The organism is Rathayibacter sp. VKM Ac-2927 (assembly GCF_022815525.1).
Taxonomy (GTDB): Bacteria; Actinomycetota; Actinomycetes; order Actinomycetales; family Microbacteriaceae; genus Rathayibacter; species Rathayibacter festucae.
The window spans coordinates 76,311-103,289 of record NZ_JALGRT010000002.1 but is presented as its reverse complement, the minus strand read 5'-3'; the positions used below and the strand labels follow the sequence as shown (position 1 = coordinate 103,289).

Sequence of the window (26,979 nt, the reverse complement as noted above, 5' to 3'; positions counted from 1 at the left end):
CGCCGGAGCCTTTTTCTTTGCGTGCCTTCGGGCTACCGGCACGAGAATTCACAGGAGTAGCCATGGCGAACAAGGAAGCCTCGGTCGCCGAACTCACGGAGAAGTTCCAGAGTTCGACCGCCGTTCTGCTGACCGAGTACCGCGGTCTCACTGTTGCTCAGCTCAAGACGCTGCGCAAGGACATCAGTGAGCACGCGACCTACGCCGTGGTGAAGAACACGCTGACCAAGATCGCGGCGAACAACGCCGGGATCTCGTCCTTCGACGCCGAGCTCGCTGGCCCTTCGGCCATCGCGTTCGTGCACGGCGACCCCGTCGCCGTCGCGAAGTCGCTGCGTGCCTTCGCCAAGGCAAACCCTCTCCTCGTGGTCAAGGGCGGTTACTTCGACGGTAACCCGCTGACCGCGGAAGAGGTGGGAAAGCTCGCCGACCTCGAGTCCCGTGAAGTGCTGCTCGGCAAGCTCGCCGGCGCCTTCAAGGCCTCGCTCTTCGGTGCCGCTTACCTGTTCCAGGCGCCGCTGTCCAAGGCCGTTCGCACGGTCGAGGCACTGCGCGAGAAGCAGGAGTCCGCGAGCTGACGCTTCCCTCCGGGAGGCAGTGCGCACGCGGTTCGTAGACAAGAAACAACAAGGAGAAAAATCATGGCAAAGCTCACGCAGGACGAGCTCATCGAGGCCTTCAAGGAGCTCACGCTCATCGAGCTCTCTGAGTTCGTGAAGAAGTTCGAAGAGGTCTTCGAGGTCACCGCCGCCGCGCCCGTCGCCGCTGCTGGTGTCGCCGGCCCGGCCGCCCCGGCCGAAGAGGTCGAGGAGCAGACCGAGTTCGACGTCGTGCTCGAGGCCGCCGGCGAGAAGAAGATCCAGGTCATCAAGGAGGTCCGCGCGCTCACGAGCCTCGGCCTCGGCGAGGCGAAGGCTGTCGTCGACGGCGCCCCCAAGGCTGTCCTCGAGGCCGTCAACAAGGAGACCGCCGAGAAGGCCAAGGCCCAGCTCGAGGCCGCCGGCGCGACCGTCACCGTCAAGTAATCCCCTCGCACCCGTCAGGGTGCACGGGTCCTCCCTCGGGCGGCCCCACCGGCGCAGGGCGTCGTCTCCTCGGAGGCGGCGCCCTTCGTCGTTCCCGCTCGTCGTCGCCCTGTTCTCCCTGCGCTGTCGTCGCCGCCCCGGGTCCCCGACCGGGGGTGACCGGCCTCCCCGGTGCCGCGCGACGCAGCCTCTAGAATCGGCGGGTGACAGCTATCGATCCGCTCGCAGGTCTGCCGGCCCGCGACGTGCCGCCCAGCGAGGTGTCGCTGAGCGAGCTGCTGAGCGACTTCGTCTCGGTGACGCACCGGATCACCCGCCTCGCCGCGCAGGCCACCGACAACCAGGAGTCGCAGGCGGTCTGGCGCACCCTGTCGGTGCTGCTGTCGATGGGGCCGATGCGCCTGGGCGAGCTGGCGACCCAGAGCCGCGTCTCGCAGCCCACGATGACCAAGATCGTGAAGAACCTCGTCGAGGCCGGCTGGCTCGACCGCATCGCCGACCCGGCCGACGCGCGGGCCTGGCAGATCCGCCTCGCCCCCGACGGCGCCGCCGCGCTCAGTGCCTGGCGCACCCAGCTGGGCGACGCCCTCACGCCGATCTTCGCCGACCTCCGCCCCGAGGACCGCCGCGTCCTCGAGCGCGCCGTCGAGATCATGCACGAGCGCCTCGTCGTCGCCCCCCGCGACTGACCCGCCCTCTCCATGCTGGTCGAGTAGCCCCGGAGGGGCGTATCGAGACCCACGATCGTCAGCGACTCGTGCAGGATGAGCGCGTGCAGATGCGACTCGAACTCGTCCCCGTGCCCGTCTCCGACGTCGATCGGGCGCTGGCGTTCTACGCGGACGTCGTCGGCTTCCACGTCGACCACGACGTCCGGCCCTCGCCGTCGATGCGGGTCGTCCAGCTGACACCGCCCGGCTCCTCCTGCTCGATCGTGATCGGCTCCGGGATGGGGCCCGGGCCGGAGGACGGCGTCGTCCGCGGGCTGCACCTCGTCGTCGACGACATCGCCGCCGCGCGCGCCGAGCTGGTCGAGCGAGGTCTCGAGCTGTCCGACGTCCAGGACATGGGCGGCGTGAAGTACTCCCACTTCGCCGACCCGGACGGCAACACCTGGTCCCTCCAGGAGATCGGCTCCCGCACCGCGCCCGCCTGAGCGGACGCGGGGATCTCGATACGCCCGCTTCGCGGGCTACTCGATCAGCATGCCGTCGCCGACGAGGTCCGCCGCCCCATGCTGGTCGAGTAGCCCCGCAGGGGCGTATCGAGACCCGGCGTCCTCAGTACGGCGGGTCTGCAGGCTCCTGTTCTGATGCTGGGGGTCTCGATACGCCCGCTGCGCGGGCTACTCGATCAGCATGGAGCGGACGCGGCCGCCCCGCGTCAGTCGTCGGGCCAGCGGACGCGGGCGCCCGAGTCGGGGTGCTTGCGGAGCCAGGCCGCGATGAAGGGGCAGCGGGGGACGACCATGCCGCCCGCCTCCGTCACCGCGAGGACCGCGGCGCGGGCGAGGACGCTGCCGAGGCCGTGGCCCTCCCAGGCGTCGTCGACGACGGTGTGGGTCAGCACGACCTCGTCGCCCTGGCGGACGTAGGCCGCGAAGCCGGCCGTCTCGCCGCCGACGGAGATCTCGAAGCGGGAGCGCTCGGGCGCATCGCGGACGACGGGGGAGGGGGACTCGGAGTCGCTCATGCTCCGATTCTCGCGCCCCGCGGCGCCGACGTGCTGGTGCGGATGACGAGGGAGGCGGGGATGGTCGTGTGCCGGGCGGGCGGCGGCGCCTCGCCCCGGGCGATCGCGGCCAGCGCCTCCAGCACGAGGGCGACGGCGAGCTCGCCCTGCTGCCGCGGGTCCTGCCGGATCGAGCTCAGGCCGAACAGCTCGGCCAGCGGGTGGTCGTCGATCCCGATGATCGAGACGTCCTCCGGCACCGAGAGACCGAGCTCGCGCGCCGCGAGGATGATCCCGATCCCGATCTCGTCAGAGGCGGCGAAGATCGCGGTCGGCCGGGCTCGCGGGTCGCCGAGCACCTGACGCCCGGCCCGGTGCCCGCCGGGGATGTCGAACCGGGTCGGCACGAAGTGGCCGGCCTCGCGCTCGAGTCCGGCCGCCGCGAGGGCCTGCGAGAAGCCCTCGTGGCGCTTGGTGTGCACGTGGAAGTCCATCTCCTCCTCCGCCAGTCCGCCGATGTGGACGATGCGCTCGTGGCCGAGGGAGAGCAGGTGCTCGGTGGCGAGCCGGGCCGCGGCGACGTCGTCGATGCTGAAGGTGGGGATGCCGGGGAGCGAGTCGCCGATCCCGACGATCGGCTTGCCCAGGGCGAGCAGCGCCTCCGTCTCGTCAGGCGAGATCTCGAGGGTCACGGCGACGATCGCGTCGACGCGCTTGCGGACGAGGTAGTACTCGAAGACGCTGCGGCGCGCGTCGTGGTGCTTGTCGATGTTGTAGAGGAGCAGGTCGTAGCCGGCGGCGAGCAGGGCGCGCTCGATGCCCTCGATGATCCCGCCGAAGAACCACTGGTTGATCACCGGGATGATCACCGCGACGTTGTTGCTGCGCCCGGTGACGAGGCTCGAGGCGTTGGCCGAGACGACGTAGCCGAGGCTCGACGCGGCGTGCTCGACCCGCTGCTTCGTCCCGGCGGAGACGTAGCCGCGGCCGCTCAGCGCGCGCGAGACGGTCGCCTTCGACACTCCCGCGAGCTCGGCGACCTCTTCGATGCCTGGCACGGCGTTCCTCCCGGACCGTCCGGCGTCGGTGCTGGAAACGGTTCCAGAAAGTTATACCCCGCGCGCGGGGCGGCCGGAGCATCGAGATCGATCTCCGGCCGTCCATCGGCCCGGATTCCCGCGGTTCGTCGCCGGATCGTTATCTCAGAGAGCGCTCTATCACCGCCGTTGTGCTTTCATCGATCTTGTGGAAAGGTTTCCCTCCGTGGAGGCCCGAGCCACACGAACCCGGTGTTCCGCTCGGAGAGTCTCCGCACGGAACCACCAACAGCATCCGAGTCGTCGCAGCACCTGCTTCGAGTCGCCTCAGCCCGCCGGCCCGCCGGACGGCACCGGCCCTCGGCTGAACCACCACTCAATGAGGAGGAACCATGCGGTCATCCCTGCACCGCCGTATCACCCTTCCCGTCGCCGTTCTCGCAGCGGCCGGGATCGCCCTCGCCGGCTGCTCGAGCAGCAGCGACCCGAACGACCCGAACGCGGGCGGCGGCAGCTCCGCCGGCACCGTGGGCACCGCCGACGGCGTCGTCAACGTCTACGGCACCATCAACGGCGACGAGGCCACCCTTCTCGAGCAGTCCTGGGCGGACTGGGAGAAGGAGTCGGGCATCGACATCAAGTACACCGGCGACAAGGAGTTCGAGAAGCAGATCGGCATCAAGGTCCAGGGTGGCGACACCCCCGACCTCGCGATCTTCCCGCAGCCGGGTCTGCTCGCCGACACCGTCGCCTCGGGCAAGGTCCAGGAGCTGCCCGAGGGCGCCCTGACCAACGTCCAGAACAACTGGTCCGAGGACTGGCAGAAGTACGGCCAGGTCGACGGCACCCAGTACGGCGCGCCGCTGATGGCCTCCGTCAAGGGCTACATCTGGTACTCGCCGAAGAAGTTCGCCGAGTGGGGCGTCTCCGTTCCCACCACCTGGGACGAGATGGAGGCGCTGGGCAAGACCATCGCCGAGAAGACCGGCGGACCGTCCTGGTGCGCGGGCTTCAACTCCGGTGAGGCGTCCGGCTGGCCGGGCACCGACTGGATCGAGGACGCCGTCCTCCGCGAGGCCGGCCCCGACGTGTACGACTCGTGGGTCGCGGGCGACACCCCGTTCACCGACCCCGAGATCAAGGCGGCCTTCGACAAGGTCGGCTCGATCCTCCTCGACCCGACGCTGGTCAACGCCGGCTACGGCGACGTTTCCTCGATCAACTCGACCGCCTTCGGCGACGTCGCGCAGAACGTCGCCAACGGCACCTGCGCGCTGACCCACCAGGCCTCGTTCTTCGAGGGCTTCCTGATCTCGGCCGGCGCCAACGTGGCCGAGGACGGCGACGTCTGGGCCTTCCTCACCCCGCCGGCGGAGGCGGGCGACGCCCAGGCCGTCACCGGTGGTGGCGAGATGGTCGCCGCGTTCTCGAACGACGAGGACACCGCGAAGGTCCAGGAGTACCTGGCCAGCGCCGACTGGGCCAACAGCCGCGTCAAGCTCGGTGGCGTCATCTCGGCGAACACCGGCCTCGACGCCGCCAACGCCGGCAGCGACATCCTGAAGGACTCCATCGGCATCCTCCAGGACCCGGAGACCACCTTCCGCTTCGACGGCTCGGACCTCATGCCTAAGTCCGTCGGCGCCGACAGCTTCTGGAAGGGCATGGTCGACTGGATCGACGGCTCGAGCACCGATCAGGTCCTCGAGGAGATCCAGGCCGGCTACACCTCCTAGCAGTCGCGGAGAGGGCCGTCGCTCCCCGGAGCGGCGGCCCTCGACCGATGCCCGTCCGGCCGGATCGCACCCGCGGTCCGGCCGGACCGGGCCTCACCAGAGTTCAGAGTCGCACTCGAAAGGGCGTCCATGTCCGGCTTCTTCCAGTGGCTGGCGAGCATCCCCCCGCTCGCGCAGATCCCCATCATCCTTCTGGCGTTCGCGGCGGTCGTCGCGATCATCCTCTTCTTCGTCGAGATCGCCCCGCGGCGCGGCACCGGCTACACGGTCCTCCGCCTCGCCGTCACCGTCCTCCTCCCGGTGGTCCTCCTCCTCGCGTTCGGCCTCTACAACTCGGTGATGTGGGTCGCGGTCGTCGCGGCGGTCATCGGCGGCATCCTCTTCCTGCTCGACTTCCGGTCCCGCAAAGGCGCGGGCTACGGACTGCAGCTGATCGCGTTCATGGCTCCGGCCGCCTTCTTCATCCTGATCGGCCTGATCTACCCGACGATCACGACCGCGCTGAACGCCTTCATGAAGAACGACGGCTCCGGCTTCGCCGGCCTCGACAACTTCATCTGGGTCTTCACCAGCCCGGACGGCGTGACCGCGTTCCTCAACACCGTGGTCTGGGTGCTCCTCGCCCCGATCACCGCCACTGCGATCGGCCTGGCCTACGCGGTGTTCATCGACAAGAGCCGCGGCGAGAAGTTCTTCAAGCTGCTGGTCTTCATGCCGATGGCGATCTCGTTCGTCGGCGCCTCGATCATCTTCAAGTTCTTCTACGACACCCGCCAGGGCGAGCAGATCGGTGTCCTCAACGGCATCCTCACCGCGTTCGGCGGCTCGCCCGTCGACTGGCTGGGCCTCGAGCCGTGGAACACGCTGTTCCTGGTCGTCGTGCTGATCTGGACCCAGGCCGGCTTCGCGATGACGGTCCTCTCGGCCGCCATCAAGGGCGTGCCGTCCGAGCAGCTGGAGGCGGCGTCGCTCGACGGCACCAACGCCTGGCAGTCGTTCTGGAACGTCGTCGTCCCGGGCATCCGCTCCTCGATCGTGGTCGTGCTGACCACGATCTCGATCGCGTCGCTGAAGGTCTTCGACATCGTCTCGGCGATGACCGGCGGCCGCTCCGACACCACCGTCCTCGCCTTCGAGATGGTGCGCCAGTTCCAGCTCGGCGCCCGCAGCGGCTACAGCGCGGCCCTCGCGGTCATCCTGTTCCTGCTCGTGCTCCCGATCGTCGTCTACAACGCCCGCCAGCTCGCCAAGCAGAGGGAGATCCGATGAGCGTCACGCCCACTCCGATCCAGGTTCCGGTCGACCGCAGCACCGAGCGCGCGCTCGCCCGCGGCGAGTCGAAGATCGAGGCGGCCAGCGGCAAGGTCCGCAAGGCGACCACCTCGCGCGGAGCGACGCTCGCGGCCGCGATCATCGCGGCGATCTGGACCATCCCGACCCTCGGGCTGTTCATCTCGTCGTTCCGCCCCGCGAACGACATCAAGACGACCGGCTGGTGGACGATCTTCGCCAACCCCGGCTTCACCCTCGACAACTACGCGAACGCGCTCAACTCCGGCGACAGCCTGACGCTGGGCAAGGCGTTCGTGAACTCGCTGGTCATCACGCTGCCGGCGGCGCTCATCCCGATCACGATCGCCAGCCTCGCGGCCTACGCGTTCGCGTGGATCGACTTCAAGGGCCGCAACACGCTCTTCGTGCTCGTGTTCTCGCTGCAGATCGTGCCGATCCAGATGGCCCTCGTGCCGCTGCTGCAGCTGTTCTCGGACGGCCTCCGCATCGGCAACCTCTACATCCTCCCCGGGCTCGGGGTGAACGGGTTGGACGGCTCGTACGCGAAGGTGTGGATCGCGCACACGATCTTCGCGCTCCCGCTGGCGATCTTCATGCTCCACAACTTCATCTCGGAGATCCCCGGCGAGGTCATCGAGGCGGCTCGCGTGGACGGAGCCGGCCACGGCCAGATCTTCTTCCGCATCGTGCTGCCGCTGTCGGTCCCGGCGATCGCCTCGTTCGGCATCTTCCAGTTCCTCTGGGTCTGGAACGACCTGCTGGTCGCGACGGTCTTCACCTCCGGGCAGGGCTTGCCGATCACGAAGGCTCTGCAGGACCTGTCGGGCTCGTACGGCCAGTCGTGGGAGCTCCTCACGGCCGGCGCGTTCATCTCGATCATCGTCCCGCTGATCGTGTTCTTCGCCCTCCAGCGCTTCTTCGTCCGCGGCCTGCTCGCCGGCGCCACGAAGGGCTGACGGTCCGCACCGGAGGCCCGGGTCCTGCTCACGCAGGGCCCGGGCCTTCTGTCGTCCCAGACATGCTGATCGAGTAGCCCGCGAAGCGGGCGTATCGAGATCCACCACCGTCAGAACGCGAGTCCGCAGGCCCGCCCTGCTGGTGACGTCGGGTCTCGATACGCCCCTCCGGGGCTACTCGACCAGCATGAGTCGGCAGGACGCAGCCCGGTGAGGCGGGATCTCGATACGCCGCCTGCGGCGGCTACTCGACCAGCATGATCCGGAAGTGGTTTCGTGATCCGCCGGGACGCACGCCTTTCATGCTGGTCGAGTAGCCGCGGGACGCGGCGTATCGAGACCCGGTGAGCGGAGTCCGCGGGACGCGGCCCGTCGGGGTCGGCAGGGTCGCCCCCGAGGGCCCGCCGCTGAGCACATCTTCGCCGTGGGCGGAAGCCGCGGGCGGTGTCGGCGGCCGGGGTTATGGTCGAGCGATGAGCAGGATGGGTGACGTCGCGAGCGGCGGCGGGATGCGCGCGGGCGCGGTGCGCGGGAAGATCTCCAGCAGCGACCCCGACGCCCAGCGGCGGAAGAACTCCGACGCCCCGCGGATCGATCACCTCTTCTCCCGGATCGCCTCGCTCTTCCACGCCCACCGCACGAAGCTCACGCTCACCGTCGCCCTCGTGCTCGTCGGCGCCGCGCTCACCGTCGTGCCGCCGCTGCTCACCCAGCTGGCCTTCGACCGCGGGCTCTTCCCGCCCGACGGCCGCCCGAACCTCCCCGTGCTGCTCGAGCTCGTCGGCGTGATGGTGCTGATCTGGGTGGTCTCCGCCGTGCTCGGCGTCTGGCAGACCTTCCTCACCGCCACGGTCGGCAACAGCGTGATGGGCGAGCTGCGCATCCGGCTGTTCCGCCACCTCCAGGCGATGGAGCTCGGCTTCTTCACCCGCACGCGCACCGGCGTCATCCAGTCGCGCCTCGCCAACGACGTCGGCGGCGTGGCCAGCGTCCTCACCAACACCGTCTCGAGCGTGCTCGGCAACACCGTCACCGTGATCGCGGCCGTCGTCGCGATGCTCCTGCTCTCCTGGCAGATGACGATCGTTGCGGTGGTGCTCACACCGGTGCTCGTGATCGCGCAGCGCCGGGTCGGCCAGGTCCGCGCCCGGATCGCCACGAAGACGCAGGAGTCGCTGTCCGAGATGACGGCGATCACGCAGGAGACGCTGAGCGTCTCGGGCATCCTGCTCGCCAAGAGCTTCGGCCGCCAGGAGTCGGAGGTGACCCGCTACGCCGATGAGAACGGCCGGCAGATCGACCTCCAGGTCCGCCAGCAGATGTCCGGGCAGTGGTTCTTCGCGACCGTGCAGATCTTCCTCTCGGTGATCCCCGTGGTCGTCTACCTCGTCGCCGCCTGGCTGATCCTCGGGGGGACGACCGTCACCGCGGGCACCGTCGTCGCCTTCACCACCGTGCAGGCGCGGCTGATGTGGCCGCTGCTCGGGCTGATGCGCGTCGCGCTCGACCTGCAGACCGCCGGCGCGCTCTTCGCCCGCATCTTCGAGTACCTGGACCTGCGGCCCGCCATCGCCGACCGCGCGAGCGCCCGCGACGTCGACGGTGAGCTCGGCCGCGTCGAGCTGGACGAGGTCGTCTTCCGCTACCCCGACCAGACCGACGACGTCCGGCCGACCCTCGACCACGTCTCGGTCTCGATCGCGCCGGGCGAGTTCGTCGCCTTCGTCGGCCCCTCCGGCGCCGGCAAGACGACCATCTCGTACCTCGTGCCCCGGCTCTACGACGTCACCGAGGGCTCCGTCCGCTTCGCCGGCACGGACGTCCGGGAGCTGCGGCAGGAGTCGCTCGTCTCGCACATCGGCATCGTCAGCCAGGAGACCTACCTCTTCCACGCGACGATCGCCGACAACCTCCGGTACGCCCGCCCCGCCGCGACGCAGGAGGAGCTGGAGGCGGCCGCCCGGTCCGCGAACATCCACGACACGATCGCGTCCTTCCCCGACGGCTACGACACCCTCGTCGGCGAGCGCGGCTACCGGCTCTCCGGCGGCGAGAAGCAGCGCCTCGCGATCGCGCGGGTGCTGCTGAAGGACCCGGCCGTCCTCATCCTCGACGAGGCGACCAGCGCGCTGGACACCGTCTCGGAGCGGATCGTGCAGACCGCCCTCGACGACGCCGCCCGCGGCCGCACCACCATCGCCATCGCGCACCGCCTCTCGACGGTCGTCTCGGCCGACGTCATCCACGTCGTCGACGGTGGACGCATCGTCGAGTCGGGCACCCACCTCGAGCTGCTCGAGCGCCGCGGCCTCTACGCCTCCCTCTACGCCCAGCAGGTCGAGACCGCCCTCAGCTCCTGAGGAGCGCGCACAACATCAGCCGAGACGGCTCCTCATCGCCGATCAGCGATGAGAGCGGCTCCCAGCCGATGTTCTGCACGCGTGGCGGCGGTCGAGCGGAGAGCGCAGTGCTGCCACGACCCGACGCTCATCTGCCCGTGGCACCTCGAATGCACCAGATCCTCCACGACCTCGGACGACACCACCCCCGCGCCGACACGGACAGCCACTGCTTCTGAGTTCGTCGTCTCATTCCGGCGATCTCCGCACCCGGGACGAGTCATCTGTGGTCTGCTGAGCTGCGCGCGGTTGACCGACCGAGCATGTCCCGCCCAGCACGCCGCTCGGGCGCCGCGCTTCCCCTGAACAGAAAGAGATCCGTGGAGCAGTCCGCCCCTCAGCACCCGTCCACCTCTGCACCGCTGACGCGCCGAGCACTCACAGGCCTGGCATGGAGCGCTCCCGCCGTCGCTCTCGCGGTCGCAGCACCGGCGGCAGCCACCAGCCAGCCCACTGAGACCGTCGGGCTTCGAATCCTCGATCCGACGATCGAGGCGGAACCCGGACAGACCTTCCCCATCCGGGTCCGGTTCCTCGACGCGGCCGGCCAGGGCGTCGTCGCGAACCTGATGATCGCCAATGGTGACGGCGCCCTGATGTTCTCCCACCCCGGATACCGCGGCGGTGAATTCGACGCCACCACCTACGCCACCACAGACCAGACCGGCTCGGCGACCTTCACCGCGGAGCTCGACTCCGGCACCTCCCCAGGCCAGAACTACGACTACAGCGTGCGCAGCTACGGCAGCACCAACACCGTCGCCGTCGGGAAGGTCGTCGTCGTCTAGCGGCACTCCCGTCCCGGGCTCCGGCATTGCCGGTGCTCCACGCGCACTTCCGCAGACGTCTCCGTGAGAAGGCCGTCGAGTTCGTGTCGCCACGACCTCTGCCGCGATCCTGGACAGCGTCCCCTCCGCCGGCGGCGTCGCCTGGTCGGTCGGCGACAGCTCGAAACGACTCACCGCAACCGGTCGCGTCAAGGGCCGGCGCGACCTCCACGGTCCGCGCGTCCTTCAACTGCGCACGCTGCACCGCCCGGTACGCGGTCGATCGAGCGACCTCGAACTCGGTCGCAAGCTCCACGACAGTGCAGTCACCGGCACGATGCTCAGCGACCAGGTGCGCCTCGATCTTCGGCGAGAGCTTCGGCGCCCGCCCGCACAGCCGCCCCTTCGCCTTCGCGATCTTCGTGCCCCCCCTTCGTGCGAGAGCGAATGAGGGCGGCTCTCAGCCGATGTTGTGCGGGCGGAACGCCGCTCAGGCGGCCGGGCGGTCGGCGAGCATCTGCTCCATCAGCGAGATCTCGGCCTCCTGGGCCTTCACGACGGAGGAGGCGAAGTCGGTGGCGACAGTGGCGCGGCTGCGGGCGAGCAGCGCCTCGGCCATGTCGATCGCGCCGCGGTGGTGGGCGATCATCAGCTCGAGGAACCTGCGGTCGAAGTCGCGGCCGGTGAGCGTGCTCAGCTCGGCGATCTGCTCGGGCGTCGCGAGGCCGGGCATGCTCTCGGGGACGACGTCCTCCTCCGTGGACATGCCCATCGAGGAGTGCTCGTCGGCGGCACCGGCGAGGGTCGGCCGGCCCATCCAGGTCATCGACGGCTCGGGGGCCGCCTGCGGGAGGCCCCAGGAGTTCAGCCAGCCGAAGAGCTGACCGGCCTGCTGCTGCTGGGTGAGCAGGATGTCCTTCGAGACGGTGAGCACCTCGTCGTCGGCGCTGCGGTCCCGCGCGATCATCGCCAGCTCGGCGCCCTGGAGGTGGTGCACCTGCATGTCGCGGGCGAAGCCGGCCTCCGCGCTCGTCGTCGACGGGGTGGCCGAGGACGAGAACGGGGCGAGGGCGCCGAAGAGGTAGCCTCCCGCCGCGCCCAGGAGCAGGGCGACGACGGCGACGGCCGCGACGAGGAGGCGGCCCCTACTGCTTGCCGGGCGCATCGATGCCTCCGGTGCACGGGGCACCGGGCTCGGGCGCGGTCGAGGACTGCCAGAAGCGCTCGATGAACGCGTCGATGCGCGGGTCCTCGGGGGAGTCGATGGCGACCTGGGCGTCCCAGGCGCTGAGCACGATCGGCGACTCGAGGCCCTCGTAGGGCGAGACGACCGCGTAGGTGTCGGGCATCGCGGCGATCAGGGCGTCGACCTCGCTCTGCGGGAGGGACGGGTCGTAGGTCGCCCAGACGGCGCCGTGCTCGAGGTCGTGCACGGCGTTCTCGTTCGGGACGGGCTCGTTGTACACGCCGCAGTTCATCCAGACGGCGTTGTGCGGGCCGCCCGCGGGAGGGGTCTGCGCGTAGTCGACGGTGCCGGCGACGTGGGTCGCGTCGTTCTCGAAGGTCTGCAGGCCGTCGATCTGCCGGGCCTCGACGATCTGCTGGTTGCCGAAGACGGTGACGGCGACGATGCCGCCGATCGCGACGACGGCGAGGGCCGAGAGCGACCAGATCCAGATCCGGCCGCTGCGCTTGCGCTTGGCCTGCTCGCGCTTGTAGGCCTCGACCTTGTCCTGGCGGGCGCGGTTCTTGGCGGACATCGTGTCTTTGGGCACGGTGGCGTCTCTCGTTCTGATCGCGGGGTGGCGCGCCGGGGGAGGCGCAGGCGCCTGAGAGGCGCTCTCAGAGGATAACGAGCGAGGCTCCGGATCGGATCAACGCGGGGTGGGAGTGCTCGGGGTGGGCGGGTCTCGATACGCCCCACCAGGGCTGCTCGACCAGCATGCAGCGCCTGCGGGTCAGCCGGTGAGCATGCAGCGCCGCGCTCAGCCGGTGAAGGTCAGCCAGAGGAGCAGGCCGTTGAGGACGATCAGGAAGAGGGCGGCGAGGATCGCGCCGAGGGTGGTGAACCAGCGGTTCGCCTGGTCGCCCATCAAGGCGCGGTCGCGGGTGAGGGCGACGAGCGGCACGAGTGCGAACGGGATGCCGAACGAGAGCACGACCTGGCTGAGCACGAGCGCGCGGGTGGGGTCGAAGCCGATCCCGAGGACGATCAGCGCCGGGATCAGCGTGACGAGGCGGCGGGCGACGAGCGGCACCCGCAGGTTCAGCAGCCCGTGCATGATCTCCGCGCCGGCGTAGGCGCCGACCGAGGTCGAGGCGAGGCCGGAGGCGAGGAGCCCGACCGCGAAGAGCGTCGCGACGACCGGGCCGAGGGCCGCGCCGATCGCGGCGTGCGCGCCCTCGAGGCTGTCGGTGCCGGCGACGCCGGACAGCGAGTGCGCGGCGAGCAGCAGGATCGCGAGGTTCACGGTGCCGGCGATCGCGAGGGCGACGGTGACGTCGATCCGGGTGGCGGTGAGGATCCTCCGGCGGGCGGTCACCCCGTCGACGCGGCCGAAGCGGTCGCGCGCGAGAGCCGAGTGCGCGTAGATCGCGTGCGGCATCACGGTGGCGCCGAGGATCGACGCGGCGAGCAGCACCGACTCCGAGCCGTCGAAGCGGGGGAGGAGCCCGGCCGCCGCCGCGCCCGCGTCCGGCGGATCGACGACCACGCCCACGGTGAAGCCGACGGCGATGACCACCATCAGCGCCGTGATCACGCGCTCGAACGGCTGCGCGCCGCCGCGGGTCTGGATCACCAGGAGCACCAGCGACACCGCCCCGGTGACGAGTCCGCCGGCGAGCAGCGGCAGTCCGAACAGCAGGTTCAGCGCGATCGCGCCGCCGATGACCTCGGCGAGGTCGGTGGCGATCGCGACCGTCTCGGCCTGCAGCCAGTACGCCCGCCGGCCCCAGCGGCCGCGGAGGCGCTCGCCGAGCAGCTCGGGCAGGCTCTTGCCCGTCATCAGGCCGAGCTTGGCCGAGAGGTACTGGATCAGCCAGGCCATCAGATTGCCGAGGACGACGACCCAGACGAGCAGATAGCCGAAGCGGGCGCCCGCCGTCATGTTGCTGGCGACATTGCCCGGATCGAGGTAAGCCACTCCGGCGACCATGGCGGGGCCGAGCAGTCTGAGCAGGCGTGCATCGGCCGGACCCCGCGTCGTGGCGGTGATCGGAGGGGTCATTGCAGGCGGTGTCCGTTCCGGTCGGCGGTGACGCGAGGACCCCCACGATAGGGCACTCCTCTGCGCTGAACCACTCTCCCGCGGACCGTGCCGGGGCCGCGTCCGGGGGTCTCGGCGACCCCCGTCATCCGGCGATCCGCGATTGATACGCTGGCCGCATGACCCTCGATCGAGCCCTTCCCGCACGCCCGGACTCCGGGATGGCGTACGCCGATTCGGTGCTCGACCTGATCGGCGACACCCCGCTCGTGAAGCTCGGCCCGGTCGCCTCCGGCGTGCAGGCCACCGTGCTGGTCAAGGTGGAGTACCTCAACCCCGGCGGCTCGTCCAAGGACCGCATCGCGACCCGCATCATCGACGCGGCCGAGCGCGACGGGCTCCTCAAGCCCGGCGGCACGATCGTCGAGCCGACCAGCGGCAACACCGGCATCGGCCTGGCCCTCGTCGCGCAGCAGCGCGGCTACCGCTGCGTCTTCGTCCTGCCCGACAAGGTCGGCGAGGACAAGCGGAACGTGCTCACCGCCTACGGCGCCGAGATCGTCGTCACCCCGACGGCCGTCGCTCCCGAGGACCCGGACTCCTACTACTCCGTCTCCGACCGGCTGGCGCGCGAGATCCCGGGCGCCTTCAAGCCCAACCAGTACGCGAACCTCAACGGACCGCTCAGCCACTACGAGACCACCGGCCCCGAGATCTGGCGCGACACCGCCGGCAAGCTCACGCACTTCGTGGCGGGCGTCGGCACCGGCGGCACCATCAGCGGCGTCGGCCGCTACCTCAAGGAGGTGTCGGAGGGCCGTGTGCAGATCGTCGGCGCCGACCCGGAGGGCTCGGTCTACTCCGGCGGCGGCGGGCGCCCGTACCTGACCGAGGGCGTCGGCGAGGACTTCTGGCCGAGCGCCTACGACCCGAGCGTGGTCGACCGGATCATCGCCTCGAGCGACGCGGAGTCGTTCGCGATGACCCGCCGCCTCGCCCGCGAGGAGGGCCTGCTGGTCGGCGGCTCGAGCGGCCTCGCCGTCTCGGTCGCGCTCAAGGCCGCCGCCGAGCTCGGACCCGACGACGTGGTCGTCGTGCTGCTGCCCGACGGCGGGCGCGGCTACCTCGGCAAGATCTTCAACGACCGCTGGATGCGCTCCTACGGCTTCCTCGAGCACCGCGAGGAGGGCACCGTCCGCGACGTGCTCTCGGCCCGCGCCGCCAACCCGAGTACCGGCGATCTGCCGGCCCTCGTGCACGTGCACCCCAGCGACACCGTCCGGGACGCGATCGAGATCATGACGACCTACGGCGTCTCACAGCTGCCCGTCCTCACCGCCGAGCCGCCCGTGGTGATGGGCGAGGTCGTCGGAGCGGTCGACGAGCGCGAGCTGCTCGACCGCGTCTTCAGCGGCGCGACGTCGATGACCGATCCGATCGGCGCCTCCGCCGGCGACGCGCTCCGGCTCATCGGCCTCGGCGAGAGCATCACGGCGGCCCGCGCCGCGCTGAGCGAGGCGAACGCCCTGCTCGTCACCGACGAGGGCAAGCCGGTCGCCGTGATCACCCGGCAGGACCTCCTGTCGTTCGCGACTGCCTGAGCGCCGCCCTCCCCCTTCTTCTCCACCCCCTCGACCAGGAAAGCCCCGCGATCATGCCCAAGAAGCAGCACTTCGACACCCGCGCCATCCACGCCGGTCAGGAGTTCGACCCGACCACCGGCGCGGTCGTTCCGCCCGTCTACATGACGTCGACCTTCGTCCAGGACGGGATCGGCGGCTTCCGCGGCGGCTACGAGTACGCCCGCTCGGCGAACCCGACCCGCGACTCGCTGCAGGAGCTGATCGCCTCGCTCGAGGGCGCGGACGTCGCCTACTCGTTCTCCTCCGGCCTCGCCGCCGAGGACACCCTGATCCGCGCGGCGCTCGCTCCCGGCGACAACATCGTGCTCGGCAACGACGCGTACGGCGGAAGCCACCGGCTGATCGACCGGGTGCACGCGGCCTGGGGCATCACCAACACCGCGGTCGACATGTCGAACCTGCGCGAGGTGCAGCACGCGATCCGCCCCGGCGAGACCAAGATGCTCTGGGTCGAGACGCCGTCGAACCCGCTGATGACCATCAGCGACATCGCGGAGCTGGCCGACCTGGCGCACGCGCACGACCTGATCGTGGTCGTCGACAACACCTTCGCCTCCTCGGCGCTGCAGCAGCCGCTCGCGCTCGGCGCCGACGTGGTCGTGCACTCGACGACGAAGTACCTCGGCGGGCACTCGGACGTGGTCGGCGGGGCGCTCGCGCTGCGCTCCGGCCCGCTCGCCGAGAAGGTCGCCTTCCTGCAGTTCGCGGTCGGCGCGATCTCGAGCCCGATGGACGCCTGGCTGACAGTGCGCGGGATCAAGACGCTCGCGATCCGGATGGAGCGGCACTCGAAGAACGCGCAGGCGGTCGCCGAGTTCCTGGCCGGGCACTCCGCCGTGACGGCCGTGCACTACCCGGGCCTGCCCTCGCACCCGGGCCACGAGCTGGCGAAGCGCCAGATGTCGGGGTTCGGCGGCATGCTCTCGGTCGAGCTGGCGACGCCGCGCGCGGCGCGGAAGTTCGCGGAGTCGACCGAGCTGTTCCAGCTGGCGGAGTCGCTGGGCGGCGTGGAGTCGCTGATCGGCTACCCGAGCGAGATGACCCACGCGTCGGTCAAGGGCACGCCGCTCGAGGTGTCGGAGTCGCTGGTGCGGCTGTCGGTCGGCATCGAGGACGCGAGCGACCTGATCGCGGACCTCGCGGCGGCGCTGCCGAAGAAGTAGCGGTGGTGCCGGAGGAGCGTGCGGACTGGCGCTCCTCCGGTGGCCCGTGGCAGTTCTTCGAGGGGCGCGGTGATCCTGCCGCTGTCAGCATCGGAGGCATGACCTCCTCCGCGCGACGCATCGTCGATCTCAGTCACACCGTCGCGGACGGGCTGGTGACCTACCCGGGCCTGCCGGCGCCGCGGATCCGGCCGCACCTCACGCGGGAGGCGTCGCGAGCGGCCTACGCACCGGGCACGGAGTTCGCGCTGGACGTCATCGAGATGATCGGCAACACCGGCACCTACCTCGACAGCCCGTTCCACCGCTACGAGGGCGGCACCGACCTGGCCGGGCTCGACCTCGAGACGCTGGTCGACCTCCCCGCCGTCGTCGTCGACGCGCGCGCGGCGGGACGGCGCGGGATCGACCACGACGCGCTCGGCGGACTCGACGTCTCCGGGGCCGCGGTGCTGCTCTCGACCGGCTGGGACGCGCACTTCGCCACGCCCGGGTACGCGAGCGGCGCGCCGTTCCTCACCGCGGCCGGGGCGGAGGCGCTGATCGCCGGCGGCGCGGTGCTCGTCGGCATCGACTCCGTCAACATCGACGACGTCGAGGGCGGGGGCGAGCGGCCCGCCCACAGCCTCCTCCTCGCCGGAAGAGTGCACGTCGTGGAGCACCTCCGCGGGCTCGAGCAGCTCCCCGCCACCGGAGCCCGCTTCACCGCGGTGCCGCCCAAGGTGAGCGGCTTCGGCACCTTCCCGGTGCGGGCCTACGCGGTCCTCGGCGGCCGCTGAGACCACCGGCCGTCCAGGGGTGCCTGGTTATCCTGGACCGATGCACTCCGCCCTCGCCGCGCTCGGCCGACGTCTCCGGCCCCGCACGCGCCTCGCCGCGCTGGGGGCCCGGCTCCGCCCCCGCACCCGCCTGCTCCGCCTGGCGCACCGCGCCCGATCCGCCCCGCAGAACCTCCGTGAGCGCCGCGCCGCGGTCGTGGCCGCCCGCCCGATCGACCACCCGCGCTCGCTCGCGTTCCGCCGCGAGCTGCTCGGCCTCGACCTCGCCAACCGCGTCTCGCGCCGCCCGGTCGTCGACCCGGCCGGCGAGGTCGTCGTCACGATGACGACCCACGGCGAGCGGATCCGGCGCGTGCACGTCGCGATCGAGTCGATCGCCCGCGGGTCCGCCCGCCCGGCCCGGCTCGTGCTCTGGCTGGACGACCCGGCGCTGTTCACCGCGCTGCCCGCGAGCCTCGAGCGCCTGCGCCGCCGCGGCCTCGAGATCCGGCTGGTCGACGGCTACCGCGTGCACACCAAGTACTACCCGCACCTGCTCTCCGGGCGGGCGGGGGAGCGCGACCTGGTCACCTCCGACGACGACATCGTCTATCCGCGCAGCTGGCTCCGGGGTCTGCTCGACGCCCGCTCGCGCTACCCGCGCGAGACGGTGCTCTGCTACCGCGCGCACCGGGTGCTCGTCGCCGACGGTGTCGTCGCTCCGTACACGAGCTGGCCGCCCGTCGCGGACACGCGGGCCGGTTTCGACGTCTTCGGCACCTCGGTGTCCGGGCAGCTGTTCCCGAGCGAGCTGATGGTCGCGATCGCCGAGCACGGCGACGCCTTCCGGGAGGTCGCGCCCGACGCCGACGACATCTGGCTGCACGTGCGCGCCGTCGACGCGGGCTACCGCGTCGCGCAGATCGAGCCGGCCGCCGAGCTCTTCCCGTTCGTCCCGCGGACGCAGCAGACCGGCCTCTACCTCGTCAACTACTGGGACGGCGGCAACGACCGCCAGGCCGGCGCCAGCTACACGCCCGAGGTCACCGCCCGCATCGCCGCGGACGCCGACCGGCAGGGAGCGAGCGCATGAGACTCCTCTTCCTCAGCAACCTCTACCCGCCGCAGGTGCTCGGCGGCTACGAGATGACCTGCGCCCGCGTCGCCGAGGCGATGGCCGCCCGCGGCCACGACGTGCGGGTGCTGACCACGCCGACCTACCTGCCGCCGGAGCCGTCCGGCGTCGAGGTGCACCGCACCCTGAGCCTGCGCACCTACTTCCCGCTGCCGCAGACCGGCGGCGAGATCGCCCAGCTGATGCACCACGAGAGCGCGGTGTCGCGGTTCGAGAACACCCGCATCCTGCTCGAGGAGCTGCGCGACTTCGCCCCGACCCACGTGGTGGCCTTCAACCTGCTGGGCATCGGCGGGCTCGCGATCGTCGACCTGCTGCGCCGGGTCGAGGCGGGCTGGCTGTGGAACCTCGGCGACCGCACGCCGAACGCGCTCGTCGACGGCCTGCCGGAGAAGGTGCTCGCGGTCTACGGTGCGGACCGGGCCGACCACTTCGACCGCGGCGAGATCGTGGCCGTGAGCCGCTCGCTCGTCGAGACGATCGAGGCGGGCGGGCTGCAGCTCGGCGACGTCGAGGTGATCGGCCGCGGCGTCGTCGTGCCCGAGGACGACGGCCCGCGGACGTACCGCGAGGGCGGCGTCACGCGCTTCACCTTCGCGGCGTCGCTGGGCGAGCACAAGGGCGTCGACCTCGTGCTCGAGGCGTCGGCCGCGCTCGCCGAGCGGACCCGCGACTTCCGGGTCGACCTCTACGGCGACGGCGACGTGGACGGCTACCGTGCCCGCGCCGAGGCGCAGGGGCTCGAGGGCGTCGTGACCTTCCACGGCCCGCGCCCCCGCGACGAGGTGCTCGCCGCGCACGGGCGCGCCGACGCCTTCCTCTTCCCGACCTGGGCGGGCGAGCCGTTCGGCGTCGCGCCGGTGGAGGCGGCCGCGGCCGGCTGCGTGCCGATCGTGACCGCCGCGAGCGGAGTCGCCGAGTTCCTCGTCGACGGGGTCGACTGCGTCAAGATCCGCCGCTCGGCGCCGGCGCTGCTCGAGGCGATGAGCGACGTGGTGAGCGGCGCGACCGACCTCGAGGCCCTCGGCCGGCGGGGGCGCGCGGCGGCCCGCGGACCGCTCTCGTTCGGGCGCTCGATCGAGCTGCTCGAGCGGTCGCTCGAGCGCCGCTCGCGACCGGGCCTCGCCGAGCGCGCCGCCGACACGGCCCTCGAGGCCGAGATCATGGACAAGGACCACCGCGCGATGGACGTGCTCCACCGCCGCTTCTCCGGACGGGACGACGAATGACCGACGACCACGACTTCAGGGCCGACCCCGCCTCCGCGCCGACCCGCTTCGGCCGGGGCGGCGTCGCCCTGCGCGAGGCGGTGCACCGGATGGTCGCGCCGTACTTCGAGCAGGCGCGGCTGCGCACCGAGGAGGTGCGCGAGGAGGTCGCGGCGGTCCGCGGCGAGCTGGCCGGGCTCCGGGACGAGCTCGCGGCGGTGCGCGCCGAGACGGCGGCGCTGCGCGAGGAGACGGCCGGGCTGCGCGCGGCCCTCGACGAGGACCGGGCCGCGCTGGCGGAGCTGCGCCGCGAGACCGAGGAGTCGCTGGCCGTCACTCCGCCGCTGCTCGCCGCCGGCGAGTCGCGGACGGCCGACCTCGAGGAGCGCGTCCGCGGCGCCGAGCTCGAGCTGCGCGCGGTGTCCCGCCGCCTGGCGGAGGCGCTGGACGCCGCCGACTGAGTCCGCGAGCCTCAGGGATCAGGCGTCGGGGTGCATGCGGGAACCGGGGCCCGATTCAGGTGTGTTCGTGGACGTCCGTCAGGCCGGGACGGCCGTGCGCGCCAGCAGCTCCGCGATGCGGCCTGTGCAGCCGCCGCAGCCGGTGCCGGCCCGGGTGGCCGAGCCGATGCAGGCGACCGTGTCGTGACCCGCGGCCGCCGCGTCCGCGATCGTGCCGGCCGAGACGCCGTTGCACCAGCAGACCGTCGCGTCGGGAGCGAACGGGTCGCCGGTCGGCGCCGCGCCCGCGTCCGAAGCGTCGAGCCGCAGCAGACTCGAGCGGTCGGCCGGCAGCTCGGAGCCGCGCTCGAACAGCAGCGTCAGCTCCGCGCCGACGCGCGGCAGGCCGACCGAGACGAAGCCGCGCAGCACTCCGCCGACCGTGACGAGCTTGGCGTAGCCGCCGCGGGCGGGATCCGCCCAGACGGTCACCTCGGGGTGCGGGGCGCCGTCGCAGGCGTCCCAGGGCTCGGCCGTCGGATCGCCGCCCGCCACCAGGTCGACGCCCTCGGCCTTCAGCATCACCACGGCGGGGCGCGCGGCCGGCACGCGCTCGTCGGCGGGGCGACCGGCCGCCTCCGCGACGATGCGCGCCGCGAGGCGGTCGGCCTGCTGCCAGCCGGGGCCGATCAGGCCGCTCGGGCCGCCCGGCACGCGGCCGTCCGGCAGCGCCGAGCCCCGGGCCGCGACGTGGGCGCAGTCGCCGATCGCGAAGACGCGCGGGTCCGTCCAGCTGCGCTGGTGCTCGTCGACGAGGATCCCGGTCGAGACCGCGAGGTCGGCGCTCGCCGCGAGCTCGGTGCGCGCCCCGACCCCGCAGGACAGCACGAGCAGGTCGCCCTCGATCTGCTTGCCGTCCGCGCAGACCAGCGCCTGGAAGTGCGCGCGGCCCAGGTCGTCGTGGGCGAGCAGGATGCTCTCGGAGCGGGCGTGCGACACCATGTCGACGCCGGCGGCGCGGGCGGCCGCAGCGAGCATCCGCCCGCCGCCGGGATCGAGGTTCCGCCCCATCGGGATGTCGCCGTGATGCACCACGACGACCTCGGCGCCCTGCTCGGCGGCGGCGAGCGCGAACTCGACCCCGAGCACCCCGGCGCCGAGCACCACGATGCGGGAGCGGGCGCGCACCGCGTCGAGCACGACGTGCGCGTCGTCGAGGTCGCGCAGCGCGACGACGCGCTCGGGCAGCGGGCTCGCGCCCTGATCGAGCGTCTCGGGCAGTGCCGAGCGCACCCGCCGGTCGCGCCGCGAGCGCTCCATCCCGGCGAGGGTCGGCACGTTCGCCCGGGCCCCGGTCGCGAAGACCAGGCGGTCGTAGGGGAGGCGCTCGTCGTCGTGCAGGCGGACGACCCCGCGCGCGCGGTCGAGGCCGACGGCGGCGGCCCCGAGCCGGAAGACCACGCCGGCCGCCTCGGCCGTGGCGCGGTCGCCGAGGTCGAGCCGCTCGCGGGTCGCCCGCCCGACGGCGTACTCGGCCAGCAGCACGCGGTTGTAGGCGTCGGCGGATTCCGCGCCGACGACGGTCAGCGCGACCGCCCCGGCGCGGACGGCCGGCAGCAGCTCCTCGACGAAGCGCGCGCCCACCGGCCCGTAGCCGAGCAGGACGATCCGCTCGGGCGCGACCGCTCCGCTTGCCGCCCTCATCGGCTCAGACATCGAGCACCCCTTCCGCGCGGATCCAGACCCGCGTCCGCTTGAACTCCGGCATCGAGGAGATCGGATCGACGACCGCCTCGGTCAGCAGGTTGGCGCACTGCTCGCCCGCGTAGTGGAACGGCAGGAAGACCGTGTCGTGCCGGATGTCGGCCGTGACGCTCGCGCGCGCCCGCACCACTCCGCGCGCGTTGCCGACCGAGACCGGTCCGCCGTCGCGGACGCCGAGCGGGGAGGCGGTGGCCGGGTGGATCTCCAGCCGCGCCTCGGGCCGCGCCGCGTCGAGCTCGGCGACCCGCCGGGTCTGCGTGCCCGACTGGTACTGCTGCAGGTAGCGGCCGGTGATCAGCGTCAGCTCGGCGCCGACGTCGACCGGCGCCGGGGGAGCGGTGCTGACGGCGACCATCCTGGCCCGGCCGTCGGCGTGGCCGAAGTGCTCGCCGAAGAGCCGCGGAGTGCCGGTGCTGCCGGCGGGGTACGGCCAGTACGCGGCGATCCCGGTGTCGAGCAGCGAGTGCGAGAGCCCGGAGTAGTCCGCGACGCCGCCGGCCGAGGCGCGGGCCAGCTCGTCGAACACCTCCGCCGGGTCGGTCGACCAGGTCGACGGCGCGGCGAGGCGGCGGGCGAGCTCGCTCAGGATCCACAGCTCGCTGCGGACGCCGGCGGGCGGGTCGAGCGCGCGGCGGCGGCGGAGGACGCGGCCCTCGAGCGAGGTCATCGTCCCCTCCTCCTCGGCCCACTGCGGCACGGGCAGCACGACGTCGGCCAGCGCCGCGGTCTCGGAGAGGAAGAAGTCGCAGACGACCAGCGTGTCCAGCGCGGAGAGCCCGGCCCGCACCGCGTCGACGTCGGGCGCCGAGACGACCACGTTCGAGCCGTGCACGAGCAGGCAGTGCACCGAGCGGCCGAGCTCGGCGAGGAGTGCGACGGCCGGCAGCCCCGGCCCGGGGATCGTCGACGGATCCACGCCCCACACGCCGGCGACGTGGCGCCGCGCCTCCGGATCGCGGATCGAGCGGTAGCCGGGCAGCTGGTCGGCCTTCTGCCCGTGCTCGCGGCCGCCCTGGCCGTTGCCCTGGCCGGTGAGGGTGCCGTAGCCGGAGCCCGGCCGCCCGACCAGCCCGAGCACGAGCGCGAGGTTGATCGCGGCGGTCGCGGTGTCGGTGCCGTCCACGTGCTGCTCGACCCCGCGGCCGGTCAGCACGAAGGCGCGACCGGTGGCGAGGCGGCGGGCGGTGCGGCGCAGCAGCTCGGCCGGAACGCCCGTGACGGAGGCGGTGCGCTCCGGCCACCAGGACGCGACGCTGCGGCGCACCGCGTCGAACCCGGTCGTGCGCGCGGCGAGGTAGTCGCGGTCGGCCAGCTCCTCGGCGAGGACGAGGTGGGTGAGGCCGAGCAGCAGCGCGAGGTCGGTGCCGGGCGCGGGCTGCAGGTGCAGTCCGGCGCCGTCCTCGGTGAGCCGGGCGGTGGCGGAGCGGCGCGGATCGACGACGATCAGCCCGCCGCGCGAGCGCGCCCCGGCCAGGTGCGCCAGGAAGGGCGGCATGGTCGCCGCGACGTTCGAGCCGAGCAGGAGGATCGTGTCGGCCTCGTCGAGGTCGGTCACCGGGAACGGCAGCCCGCGGTCGACGCCGAAGGCCCGGTTGCCGGCGGCGGCGGCCGAGGACATGCAGAACCGGCCGTTGTAGTCGATCCGCGAGGTGCCGAGCGCGATCCGGGCGAACTTCCCCAGCTGGTAGGCCTTCTCGTTGGTCAGCCCGCCGCCGCCGAAGACCGCGACCGCGTCCGCTCCGTGCCGTTCCTGGGTCTTCGTGACGGCCGCTGCGACCGCGTCGAGCGCCTCCGCCCAGGTGACCTCGGTGAAGGTGCCGTCCGACCCGCGCATCAGCGGAGCGCGCAGTCGCTGCCCGCTCGCGAGCAGCTCCGCGGCCGTCCAGCCCTTCGCGCAGAGCCCGCCCCGGTTGGTCGGGAACTCCCGCCCCGCGATGCTCACCGGCGTCGGGCCGTCGACCCGGGTCAGCGTCATCGCGCACTGCAGGGCGCAGTACGGGCAGTGCGAGTCGGTCGGGGCGGGAGCGGCGGTCATCGTCAGATCCGGGTCCCGGTCTTCGCGGCCAGGCGGAGGTAGACGCCCGCCGTGATCGCGAGCATCACGGCGTAGGCGGCGACGAACCAGCCGAGCGCCGTCGTGTAGTCGCCGAAGGTCGTCTTCGAGTAGCCGAGCAGCTGCGGGATGACGAAGCCGCCGTAGGCGCCGATCGCCGAGATCAGGCCGAGGGCCGCGGCCGCGGTGCGCTGCGCGCCGACTCCGTCGTCGCCCTTCTGCCGGGCGCGCAGGGCGAAGACGGTCGGGATCATCCGGTACGTCGCGCCGTTGCCGATGCCCGCCGAGGCGAACAGCACGAGGAAGCCGACGAGGAAGAGCCAGAAGCTGCCGAGCGGCAGCGTCGCGATGACGAAGAGGATGCCGGCGCCCATGGCGACGAATGCGGCGATCGTCACGGGTGCGCCGCCGAAGCGGTCGGCGAGCCGGCCGCCGTAGGGCCGCGAGAGCGAACCGACCAGGGCGCCGAGGAAGGCGAGCGTCAGCGTCGCGGAGCCGACGGAGAACTGCGAGAACTCGGGGAAGGTGTCGGCGATGAGCTTCGGGAAGACGCCCGCGAAGCCGATGAACGAGCCGAAGGTGCCGATGTAGAGCACCGCCAGCAGCCAGAGGTGCGGCTCGCGCAGCGCGGCGAGGGAGGCGGCGACGTCGGCCTTCGCGGTCGAGAGGTTGTCCATCCGCTTCCAGGCCCCGATCATCGCGACGATGATCAGCGGCACCCAGATGAGGCCGGCCAGCGGCAGGTTCACCGTGGCCGCGGCGCCGATCGTGACGGCGATCGGGACGATCAGCTGCGCCACCGAGGCGCCGAGGTTGCCGCCCGCGGCGTTCAGGCCGAGCGCGTAGCCCTTCTGCGCGTGCGGGTAGAAGAAGGTGATGTTGGCCATCGAGCTGGCGAAGTTGCCGCCGCCGAAGCCGGCCAGCGCCGCGACCAGGAGCATCACGCCGAAGGGCGTGTCCGGGTTCCCCACCGCGACCGCGAGTCCGATGCTCGGGATGAGCAGCAGGCCGGCCGAGACGATCGTCCAGTTCCGCCCGCCGAAGCGGGGGACCATGAAGGTGTACGGGATCCGCAGCGTCGCGCCGACGAGGCTCGGCATCGAGATCAGCCAGAAGATCTCGCCGGTGCTGAAGTCGAAGCCCGCCGCGGGCAGCTGGACGACCACGACCGACCAGAGCTGCCAGACGACGAAGCCGAGGAACTCGGCGAAGATCGACCAGCGCAGGTTGCGGCCGGCGACCTGTCGCCCCTCCGCCTGCCACTGCGCGGGGTCCTCGGGGTTCCAGCCGTCGATCCAGCGGCCGGGGCGGCGGGTGAGGCCCGACGGGGCGGTCGTCGCGGGGCCGGTGGTGGCGGGGGCGGTGGTGGGCGGTGCAGCAGTCATCGGATCCTCCGGGGAGTGGGCGCGGGCGCGCCGAAGAGAGTGCGGGGCGAGAGAGCGGGGAGCGTGCGGGGAGAGAAGGACAGAGAGAAGGTCGAGCGGCCGGGCGCTTACGCGCTGCGGCCGAAGAGCTCGGAGACGATGTCGACCAGCTCGCGCGCGGGCGGGTCGACGGCGGTGAGCAGCGGGGCGGTGGCGAGGTCGGCTCCCGCCGAGGCGGCGAGCGAGGCGAAGTAGCCGGGGGCGAGGAGGTAGGTGGAGACGAGCACGCGGGCGCCGGGGTGGGCGGCGCGCTCGGCGGCCACCGCCTCCGGGACGCGCGGCTCGGCGGCCGAGATGAAGGAGACGGCGACGTCGCGGCCGAGCTCGGCGGCCAGGAGGCGGCCGGTGGCCCAGCAGTCGGCGACCGCGCCGGAATCGCTCGAGCCGGCCGCGGCCAGCACGACGCGGTCGCCGTCGGCGAGACCGGCCTCGCGCAGGCGGCGGGCGAGGACGCGGGCGAGCCGCGGGTCCGGGCCGAGGGCGCCGGTGACGCGGACGGGACGGTCCGCCTCCGCCGCGGCCTCGGCGAGGTCGACGTGCACGTGGTAGCCGGCCGAGAGCAGCAGCGGCACGACGACGGCCGGGCGGTCGGGCTCGAGCGTGCCGAGGGAGGCCGGCACGTCGGGCTGCTGCACGTCGACGAAGGAGTCGAGGACTTCGGCCGCGGGGTTCGCCTCGCGGACCGCCTGGACCAGCGCGGCGACCGCGGTGCGGCCGTCGTCGTCGGAGGTGCCGTGCGAGGCGCAGACCAGCGCTGTCCGCTGGGCGACCTCGATCACTCCGCCCGTCTCCCGCACGCTCCAGGTGGCGAGGTGAAGCCGCGGCGAGGTGTAGCAGACGCCCGTCTCGAGGTCGAAGACGTCCTTGTGGAGGGGCGAGGCGATCGTCGCCCGCTGCACGCCGTCGACCGCGCGGGAGCCGACGATGCCGCGGGAGAGGACAGCCGCGCCGGTCGCCGGGTCGAGGTTCGAGACGGCGAAGACGCGGCCGTCGGGGAGGAGGAACAGCGCGAGCTGCACGCCGCCGACGAGCGCGGCCTCGCCCCAGAGCGGCTCCAGCTCGAGCCGATTGCAGACGGGGACCCAGGTCGCGGCCGGCGCGGTGCCGGCCGGAGCGCTGCGGGCCGTCGTGGGGCCGGCGGTGACCTGCTGATCGAGGAGGGTCATCGTCCCGCCTTCCGAGGAGGAGTGCTGCCCGCGGCCGGTCGGCGGCGGTGAGCCCCACGGTAGAGAGCCCACGTTTCGCGGGAGCACCCCTCCGGAGTCACGGGCGTAACGAAGCCCTCACGATGCCGGACC

24 protein-coding genes are annotated in these 26,979 nt (G+C 72.2%); 15 read left to right on the top strand and 9 right to left on the bottom strand.

What is annotated here, in order from left to right:
* Positions 1-62: 62 nt before the first annotated feature.
* The 4 genes from rplJ to MT353_RS05695 all read left to right on the top strand — a co-directional run bounded on the left by rplJ (position 63) and on the right by MT353_RS05695 (position 2,181).
* Positions 63-578 carry a 50S ribosomal protein L10 gene (gene rplJ / locus MT353_RS05710; RefSeq protein WP_123447792.1) on the top strand — a complete coding sequence of 172 codons (516 nt, stop codon included), beginning with the start codon at positions 63-65 and terminating at the stop codon, positions 576-578.
* Between the two features lie 63 nt (positions 579-641).
* Positions 642-1,025, top strand: coding sequence for a 50S ribosomal protein L7/L12 (rplL, locus tag MT353_RS05705; RefSeq protein WP_055791021.1), 384 nt, complete (start codon positions 642-644; stop codon positions 1,023-1,025).
* Between the two features lie 203 nt (positions 1,026-1,228).
* Positions 1,229-1,714, top strand: a complete 486-nt coding sequence (locus tag MT353_RS05700; protein WP_243581350.1) for a MarR family winged helix-turn-helix transcriptional regulator — start codon at positions 1,229-1,231, stop codon at positions 1,712-1,714.
* Between the two features lie 83 nt (positions 1,715-1,797).
* A complete protein-coding gene (locus MT353_RS05695) occupies positions 1,798-2,181 on the top strand; it encodes a VOC family protein (RefSeq protein ID WP_243598376.1) in 384 nt (127 codons plus the stop codon).
* Positions 2,182-2,408: 227 nt separating this feature from the next.
* Here MT353_RS05695 and MT353_RS05690 read toward each other — a convergent pair whose 3' ends face one another.
* Complete coding sequence (locus tag MT353_RS05690; protein WP_243623823.1) at positions 2,409-2,717, bottom strand: GNAT family N-acetyltransferase; 309 nt, start codon at positions 2,715-2,717, stop codon at positions 2,409-2,411.
* Positions 2,714-3,754, bottom strand: a complete 1,041-nt coding sequence (locus MT353_RS05685) for a LacI family DNA-binding transcriptional regulator (RefSeq protein WP_243623822.1) — start codon at positions 3,752-3,754, stop codon at positions 2,714-2,716. Before MT353_RS05685 ends, MT353_RS05690 begins: the two co-directional genes overlap by 4 nt.
* A gap of 371 nt (positions 3,755-4,125) precedes the next feature.
* Here MT353_RS05685 and MT353_RS05680 point away from each other — a divergent pair, with 371 nt between their 5' ends.
* The 5 genes from MT353_RS05680 (at position 4,126) to MT353_RS05660 (ending at position 10,905) form a co-directional block, all read left to right on the top strand.
* On the top strand, positions 4,126-5,469 hold the full coding sequence (locus tag MT353_RS05680; RefSeq protein WP_243623821.1) for an ABC transporter substrate-binding protein: 1,344 nt from the start codon (positions 4,126-4,128) through the stop codon (positions 5,467-5,469).
* A gap of 129 nt (positions 5,470-5,598) precedes the next feature.
* A complete protein-coding gene (locus MT353_RS05675) occupies positions 5,599-6,738 on the top strand; it encodes a carbohydrate ABC transporter permease (RefSeq protein WP_132437600.1) in 1,140 nt (379 codons plus the stop codon).
* The gene (locus MT353_RS05670; protein WP_123447787.1) at positions 6,735-7,718 is read left to right on the top strand and encodes a carbohydrate ABC transporter permease; all 984 of its coding nucleotides are present in this window, start codon (positions 6,735-6,737) and stop codon (positions 7,716-7,718) included. Before MT353_RS05675 ends, MT353_RS05670 begins: the two co-directional genes overlap by 4 nt.
* Before the next feature lie 482 nt (positions 7,719-8,200).
* On the top strand, positions 8,201-10,078 hold the full coding sequence (locus MT353_RS05665; protein WP_243598700.1) for an ABC transporter ATP-binding protein: 1,878 nt from the start codon (positions 8,201-8,203) through the stop codon (positions 10,076-10,078).
* A 359-nt stretch (positions 10,079-10,437) separates the two neighbouring features.
* Positions 10,438-10,905, top strand: coding sequence for a hypothetical protein (locus MT353_RS05660; protein ID WP_243623820.1), 468 nt, complete (start codon positions 10,438-10,440; stop codon positions 10,903-10,905).
* Between the two features lie 469 nt (positions 10,906-11,374).
* Here the strand turns inward: MT353_RS05660 and MT353_RS05650 are convergent, their stop codons facing one another.
* The 3 genes from MT353_RS05650 to MT353_RS05640 all read right to left on the bottom strand — a co-directional run bounded on the left by MT353_RS05650 (position 11,375) and on the right by MT353_RS05640 (position 14,114).
* A complete protein-coding gene (locus tag MT353_RS05650) occupies positions 11,375-12,049 on the bottom strand; it encodes a DUF305 domain-containing protein (protein WP_132437601.1) in 675 nt (224 codons plus the stop codon).
* A complete protein-coding gene (locus MT353_RS05645; protein WP_243598380.1) occupies positions 12,030-12,659 on the bottom strand; it encodes a DUF3105 domain-containing protein in 630 nt (209 codons plus the stop codon). Before MT353_RS05645 ends, MT353_RS05650 begins: the two co-directional genes overlap by 20 nt.
* A gap of 210 nt (positions 12,660-12,869) precedes the next feature.
* Positions 12,870-14,114 (bottom strand): Nramp family divalent metal transporter, encoded by a 1,245-nt coding sequence (locus MT353_RS05640; protein WP_123447783.1) that lies wholly within the window; start codon positions 14,112-14,114, stop codon positions 12,870-12,872.
* Between the two features lie 200 nt (positions 14,115-14,314).
* Between MT353_RS05640 and MT353_RS05635 the strand changes: the two genes are divergently transcribed.
* The 6 genes from MT353_RS05635 to MT353_RS05610 all read left to right on the top strand — a co-directional run bounded on the left by MT353_RS05635 (position 14,315) and on the right by MT353_RS05610 (position 20,461).
* Positions 14,315-15,694 carry a cystathionine beta-synthase gene (locus tag MT353_RS05635; protein WP_123447782.1) on the top strand — a complete coding sequence of 460 codons (1,380 nt, stop codon included), beginning with the start codon at positions 14,315-14,317 and terminating at the stop codon, positions 15,692-15,694.
* Positions 15,695-15,747: 53 nt separating this feature from the next.
* Positions 15,748-16,899 (top strand): cystathionine gamma-synthase, encoded by a 1,152-nt coding sequence (locus MT353_RS05630; protein WP_243623819.1) that lies wholly within the window; start codon positions 15,748-15,750, stop codon positions 16,897-16,899.
* 98 nt (positions 16,900-16,997) lie between these two features.
* Positions 16,998-17,678, top strand: a complete 681-nt coding sequence (locus MT353_RS05625; RefSeq protein ID WP_243623818.1) for a cyclase family protein — start codon at positions 16,998-17,000, stop codon at positions 17,676-17,678.
* A gap of 40 nt (positions 17,679-17,718) precedes the next feature.
* Positions 17,719-18,750 (top strand): hypothetical protein, encoded by a 1,032-nt coding sequence (locus MT353_RS05620; RefSeq protein WP_243623817.1) that lies wholly within the window; start codon positions 17,719-17,721, stop codon positions 18,748-18,750.
* The gene (locus tag MT353_RS05615; protein ID WP_243623816.1) at positions 18,747-20,021 is read left to right on the top strand and encodes a glycosyltransferase family 4 protein; all 1,275 of its coding nucleotides are present in this window, start codon (positions 18,747-18,749) and stop codon (positions 20,019-20,021) included. The genes MT353_RS05620 and MT353_RS05615 overlap by 4 nt, the downstream gene beginning before the upstream one ends.
* Positions 20,018-20,461, top strand: coding sequence for a hypothetical protein (locus MT353_RS05610; protein WP_243598385.1), 444 nt, complete (start codon positions 20,018-20,020; stop codon positions 20,459-20,461). Before MT353_RS05615 ends, MT353_RS05610 begins: the two co-directional genes overlap by 4 nt.
* 78 nt (positions 20,462-20,539) lie before the next feature.
* Here the strand turns inward: MT353_RS05610 and MT353_RS05605 are convergent, their stop codons facing one another.
* The 4 genes from MT353_RS05605 to nirD form a co-directional block, all read right to left on the bottom strand.
* A complete protein-coding gene (locus MT353_RS05605; protein WP_243623815.1) occupies positions 20,540-22,156 on the bottom strand; it encodes an NAD(P)/FAD-dependent oxidoreductase in 1,617 nt (538 codons plus the stop codon).
* The gene (locus tag MT353_RS05600) at positions 22,149-24,239 is read right to left on the bottom strand and encodes a molybdopterin oxidoreductase family protein (RefSeq protein ID WP_243623814.1); all 2,091 of its coding nucleotides are present in this window, start codon (positions 24,237-24,239) and stop codon (positions 22,149-22,151) included. The genes MT353_RS05605 and MT353_RS05600 overlap by 8 nt, the downstream gene beginning before the upstream one ends.
* A 2-nt stretch (positions 24,240-24,241) precedes the next feature.
* Positions 24,242-25,642: an MFS transporter gene (locus tag MT353_RS05595; RefSeq protein WP_243598388.1), complete on the bottom strand. Its 1,401-nt coding sequence runs from the start codon at positions 25,640-25,642 to the stop codon at positions 24,242-24,244.
* A 107-nt stretch (positions 25,643-25,749) separates the two neighbouring features.
* Positions 25,750-26,847 (bottom strand): nitrite reductase small subunit NirD, encoded by a 1,098-nt coding sequence (gene nirD, locus MT353_RS05590; RefSeq protein ID WP_243598389.1) that lies wholly within the window; start codon positions 26,845-26,847, stop codon positions 25,750-25,752.
* Positions 26,848-26,979 lie beyond the last annotated feature (132 nt).

Bases quoted from the DNA above. Each gene is read 5' to 3' on its own strand.
- rplJ (WP_123447792.1), top strand. From the start codon at position 63: ATGGCGAACAAGGAAGCCTCGGTCGCCGAACTCACGGAGAAGTTCCAG.
- rplL (WP_055791021.1), top strand. From the start codon at position 642: ATGGCAAAGCTCACGCAGGACGAGCTCATCGAGGCCTTCAAGGAGCTC.
- MT353_RS05690 (WP_243623823.1), bottom strand. From the start codon at position 2,717: ATGAGCGACTCCGAGTCCCCCTCCCCCGTCGTCCGCGATGCGCCCGAG.
- MT353_RS05680 (WP_243623821.1), top strand. From the start codon at position 4,126: ATGCGGTCATCCCTGCACCGCCGTATCACCCTTCCCGTCGCCGTTCTC.
- MT353_RS05675 (WP_132437600.1), top strand. From the start codon at position 5,599: ATGTCCGGCTTCTTCCAGTGGCTGGCGAGCATCCCCCCGCTCGCGCAG.
- MT353_RS05670 (WP_123447787.1), top strand. From the start codon at position 6,735: ATGAGCGTCACGCCCACTCCGATCCAGGTTCCGGTCGACCGCAGCACC.
- MT353_RS05665 (WP_243598700.1), top strand. From the start codon at position 8,201: ATGGGTGACGTCGCGAGCGGCGGCGGGATGCGCGCGGGCGCGGTGCGC.
- MT353_RS05650 (WP_132437601.1), bottom strand. From the start codon at position 12,049: ATGCGCCCGGCAAGCAGTAGGGGCCGCCTCCTCGTCGCGGCCGTCGCC.
- MT353_RS05640 (WP_123447783.1), bottom strand. From the start codon at position 14,114: ATGACCCCTCCGATCACCGCCACGACGCGGGGTCCGGCCGATGCACGC.
- MT353_RS05635 (WP_123447782.1), top strand. From the start codon at position 14,315: ATGGCGTACGCCGATTCGGTGCTCGACCTGATCGGCGACACCCCGCTC.
- MT353_RS05630 (WP_243623819.1), top strand. From the start codon at position 15,748: ATGCCCAAGAAGCAGCACTTCGACACCCGCGCCATCCACGCCGGTCAG.
- MT353_RS05625 (WP_243623818.1), top strand. From the start codon at position 16,998: ATGACCTCCTCCGCGCGACGCATCGTCGATCTCAGTCACACCGTCGCG.
- MT353_RS05620 (WP_243623817.1), top strand. From the start codon at position 17,719: ATGCACTCCGCCCTCGCCGCGCTCGGCCGACGTCTCCGGCCCCGCACG.
- MT353_RS05615 (WP_243623816.1), top strand. From the start codon at position 18,747: ATGAGACTCCTCTTCCTCAGCAACCTCTACCCGCCGCAGGTGCTCGGC.
- MT353_RS05610 (WP_243598385.1), top strand. From the start codon at position 20,018: ATGACCGACGACCACGACTTCAGGGCCGACCCCGCCTCCGCGCCGACC.
- MT353_RS05605 (WP_243623815.1), bottom strand. From the start codon at position 22,156: ATGTCTGAGCCGATGAGGGCGGCAAGCGGAGCGGTCGCGCCCGAGCGG.
- MT353_RS05600 (WP_243623814.1), bottom strand. From the start codon at position 24,239: ATGACCGCCGCTCCCGCCCCGACCGACTCGCACTGCCCGTACTGCGCC.
- MT353_RS05595 (WP_243598388.1), bottom strand. From the start codon at position 25,642: ATGACTGCTGCACCGCCCACCACCGCCCCCGCCACCACCGGCCCCGCG.
- nirD (WP_243598389.1), bottom strand. From the start codon at position 26,847: ATGACCCTCCTCGATCAGCAGGTCACCGCCGGCCCCACGACGGCCCGC.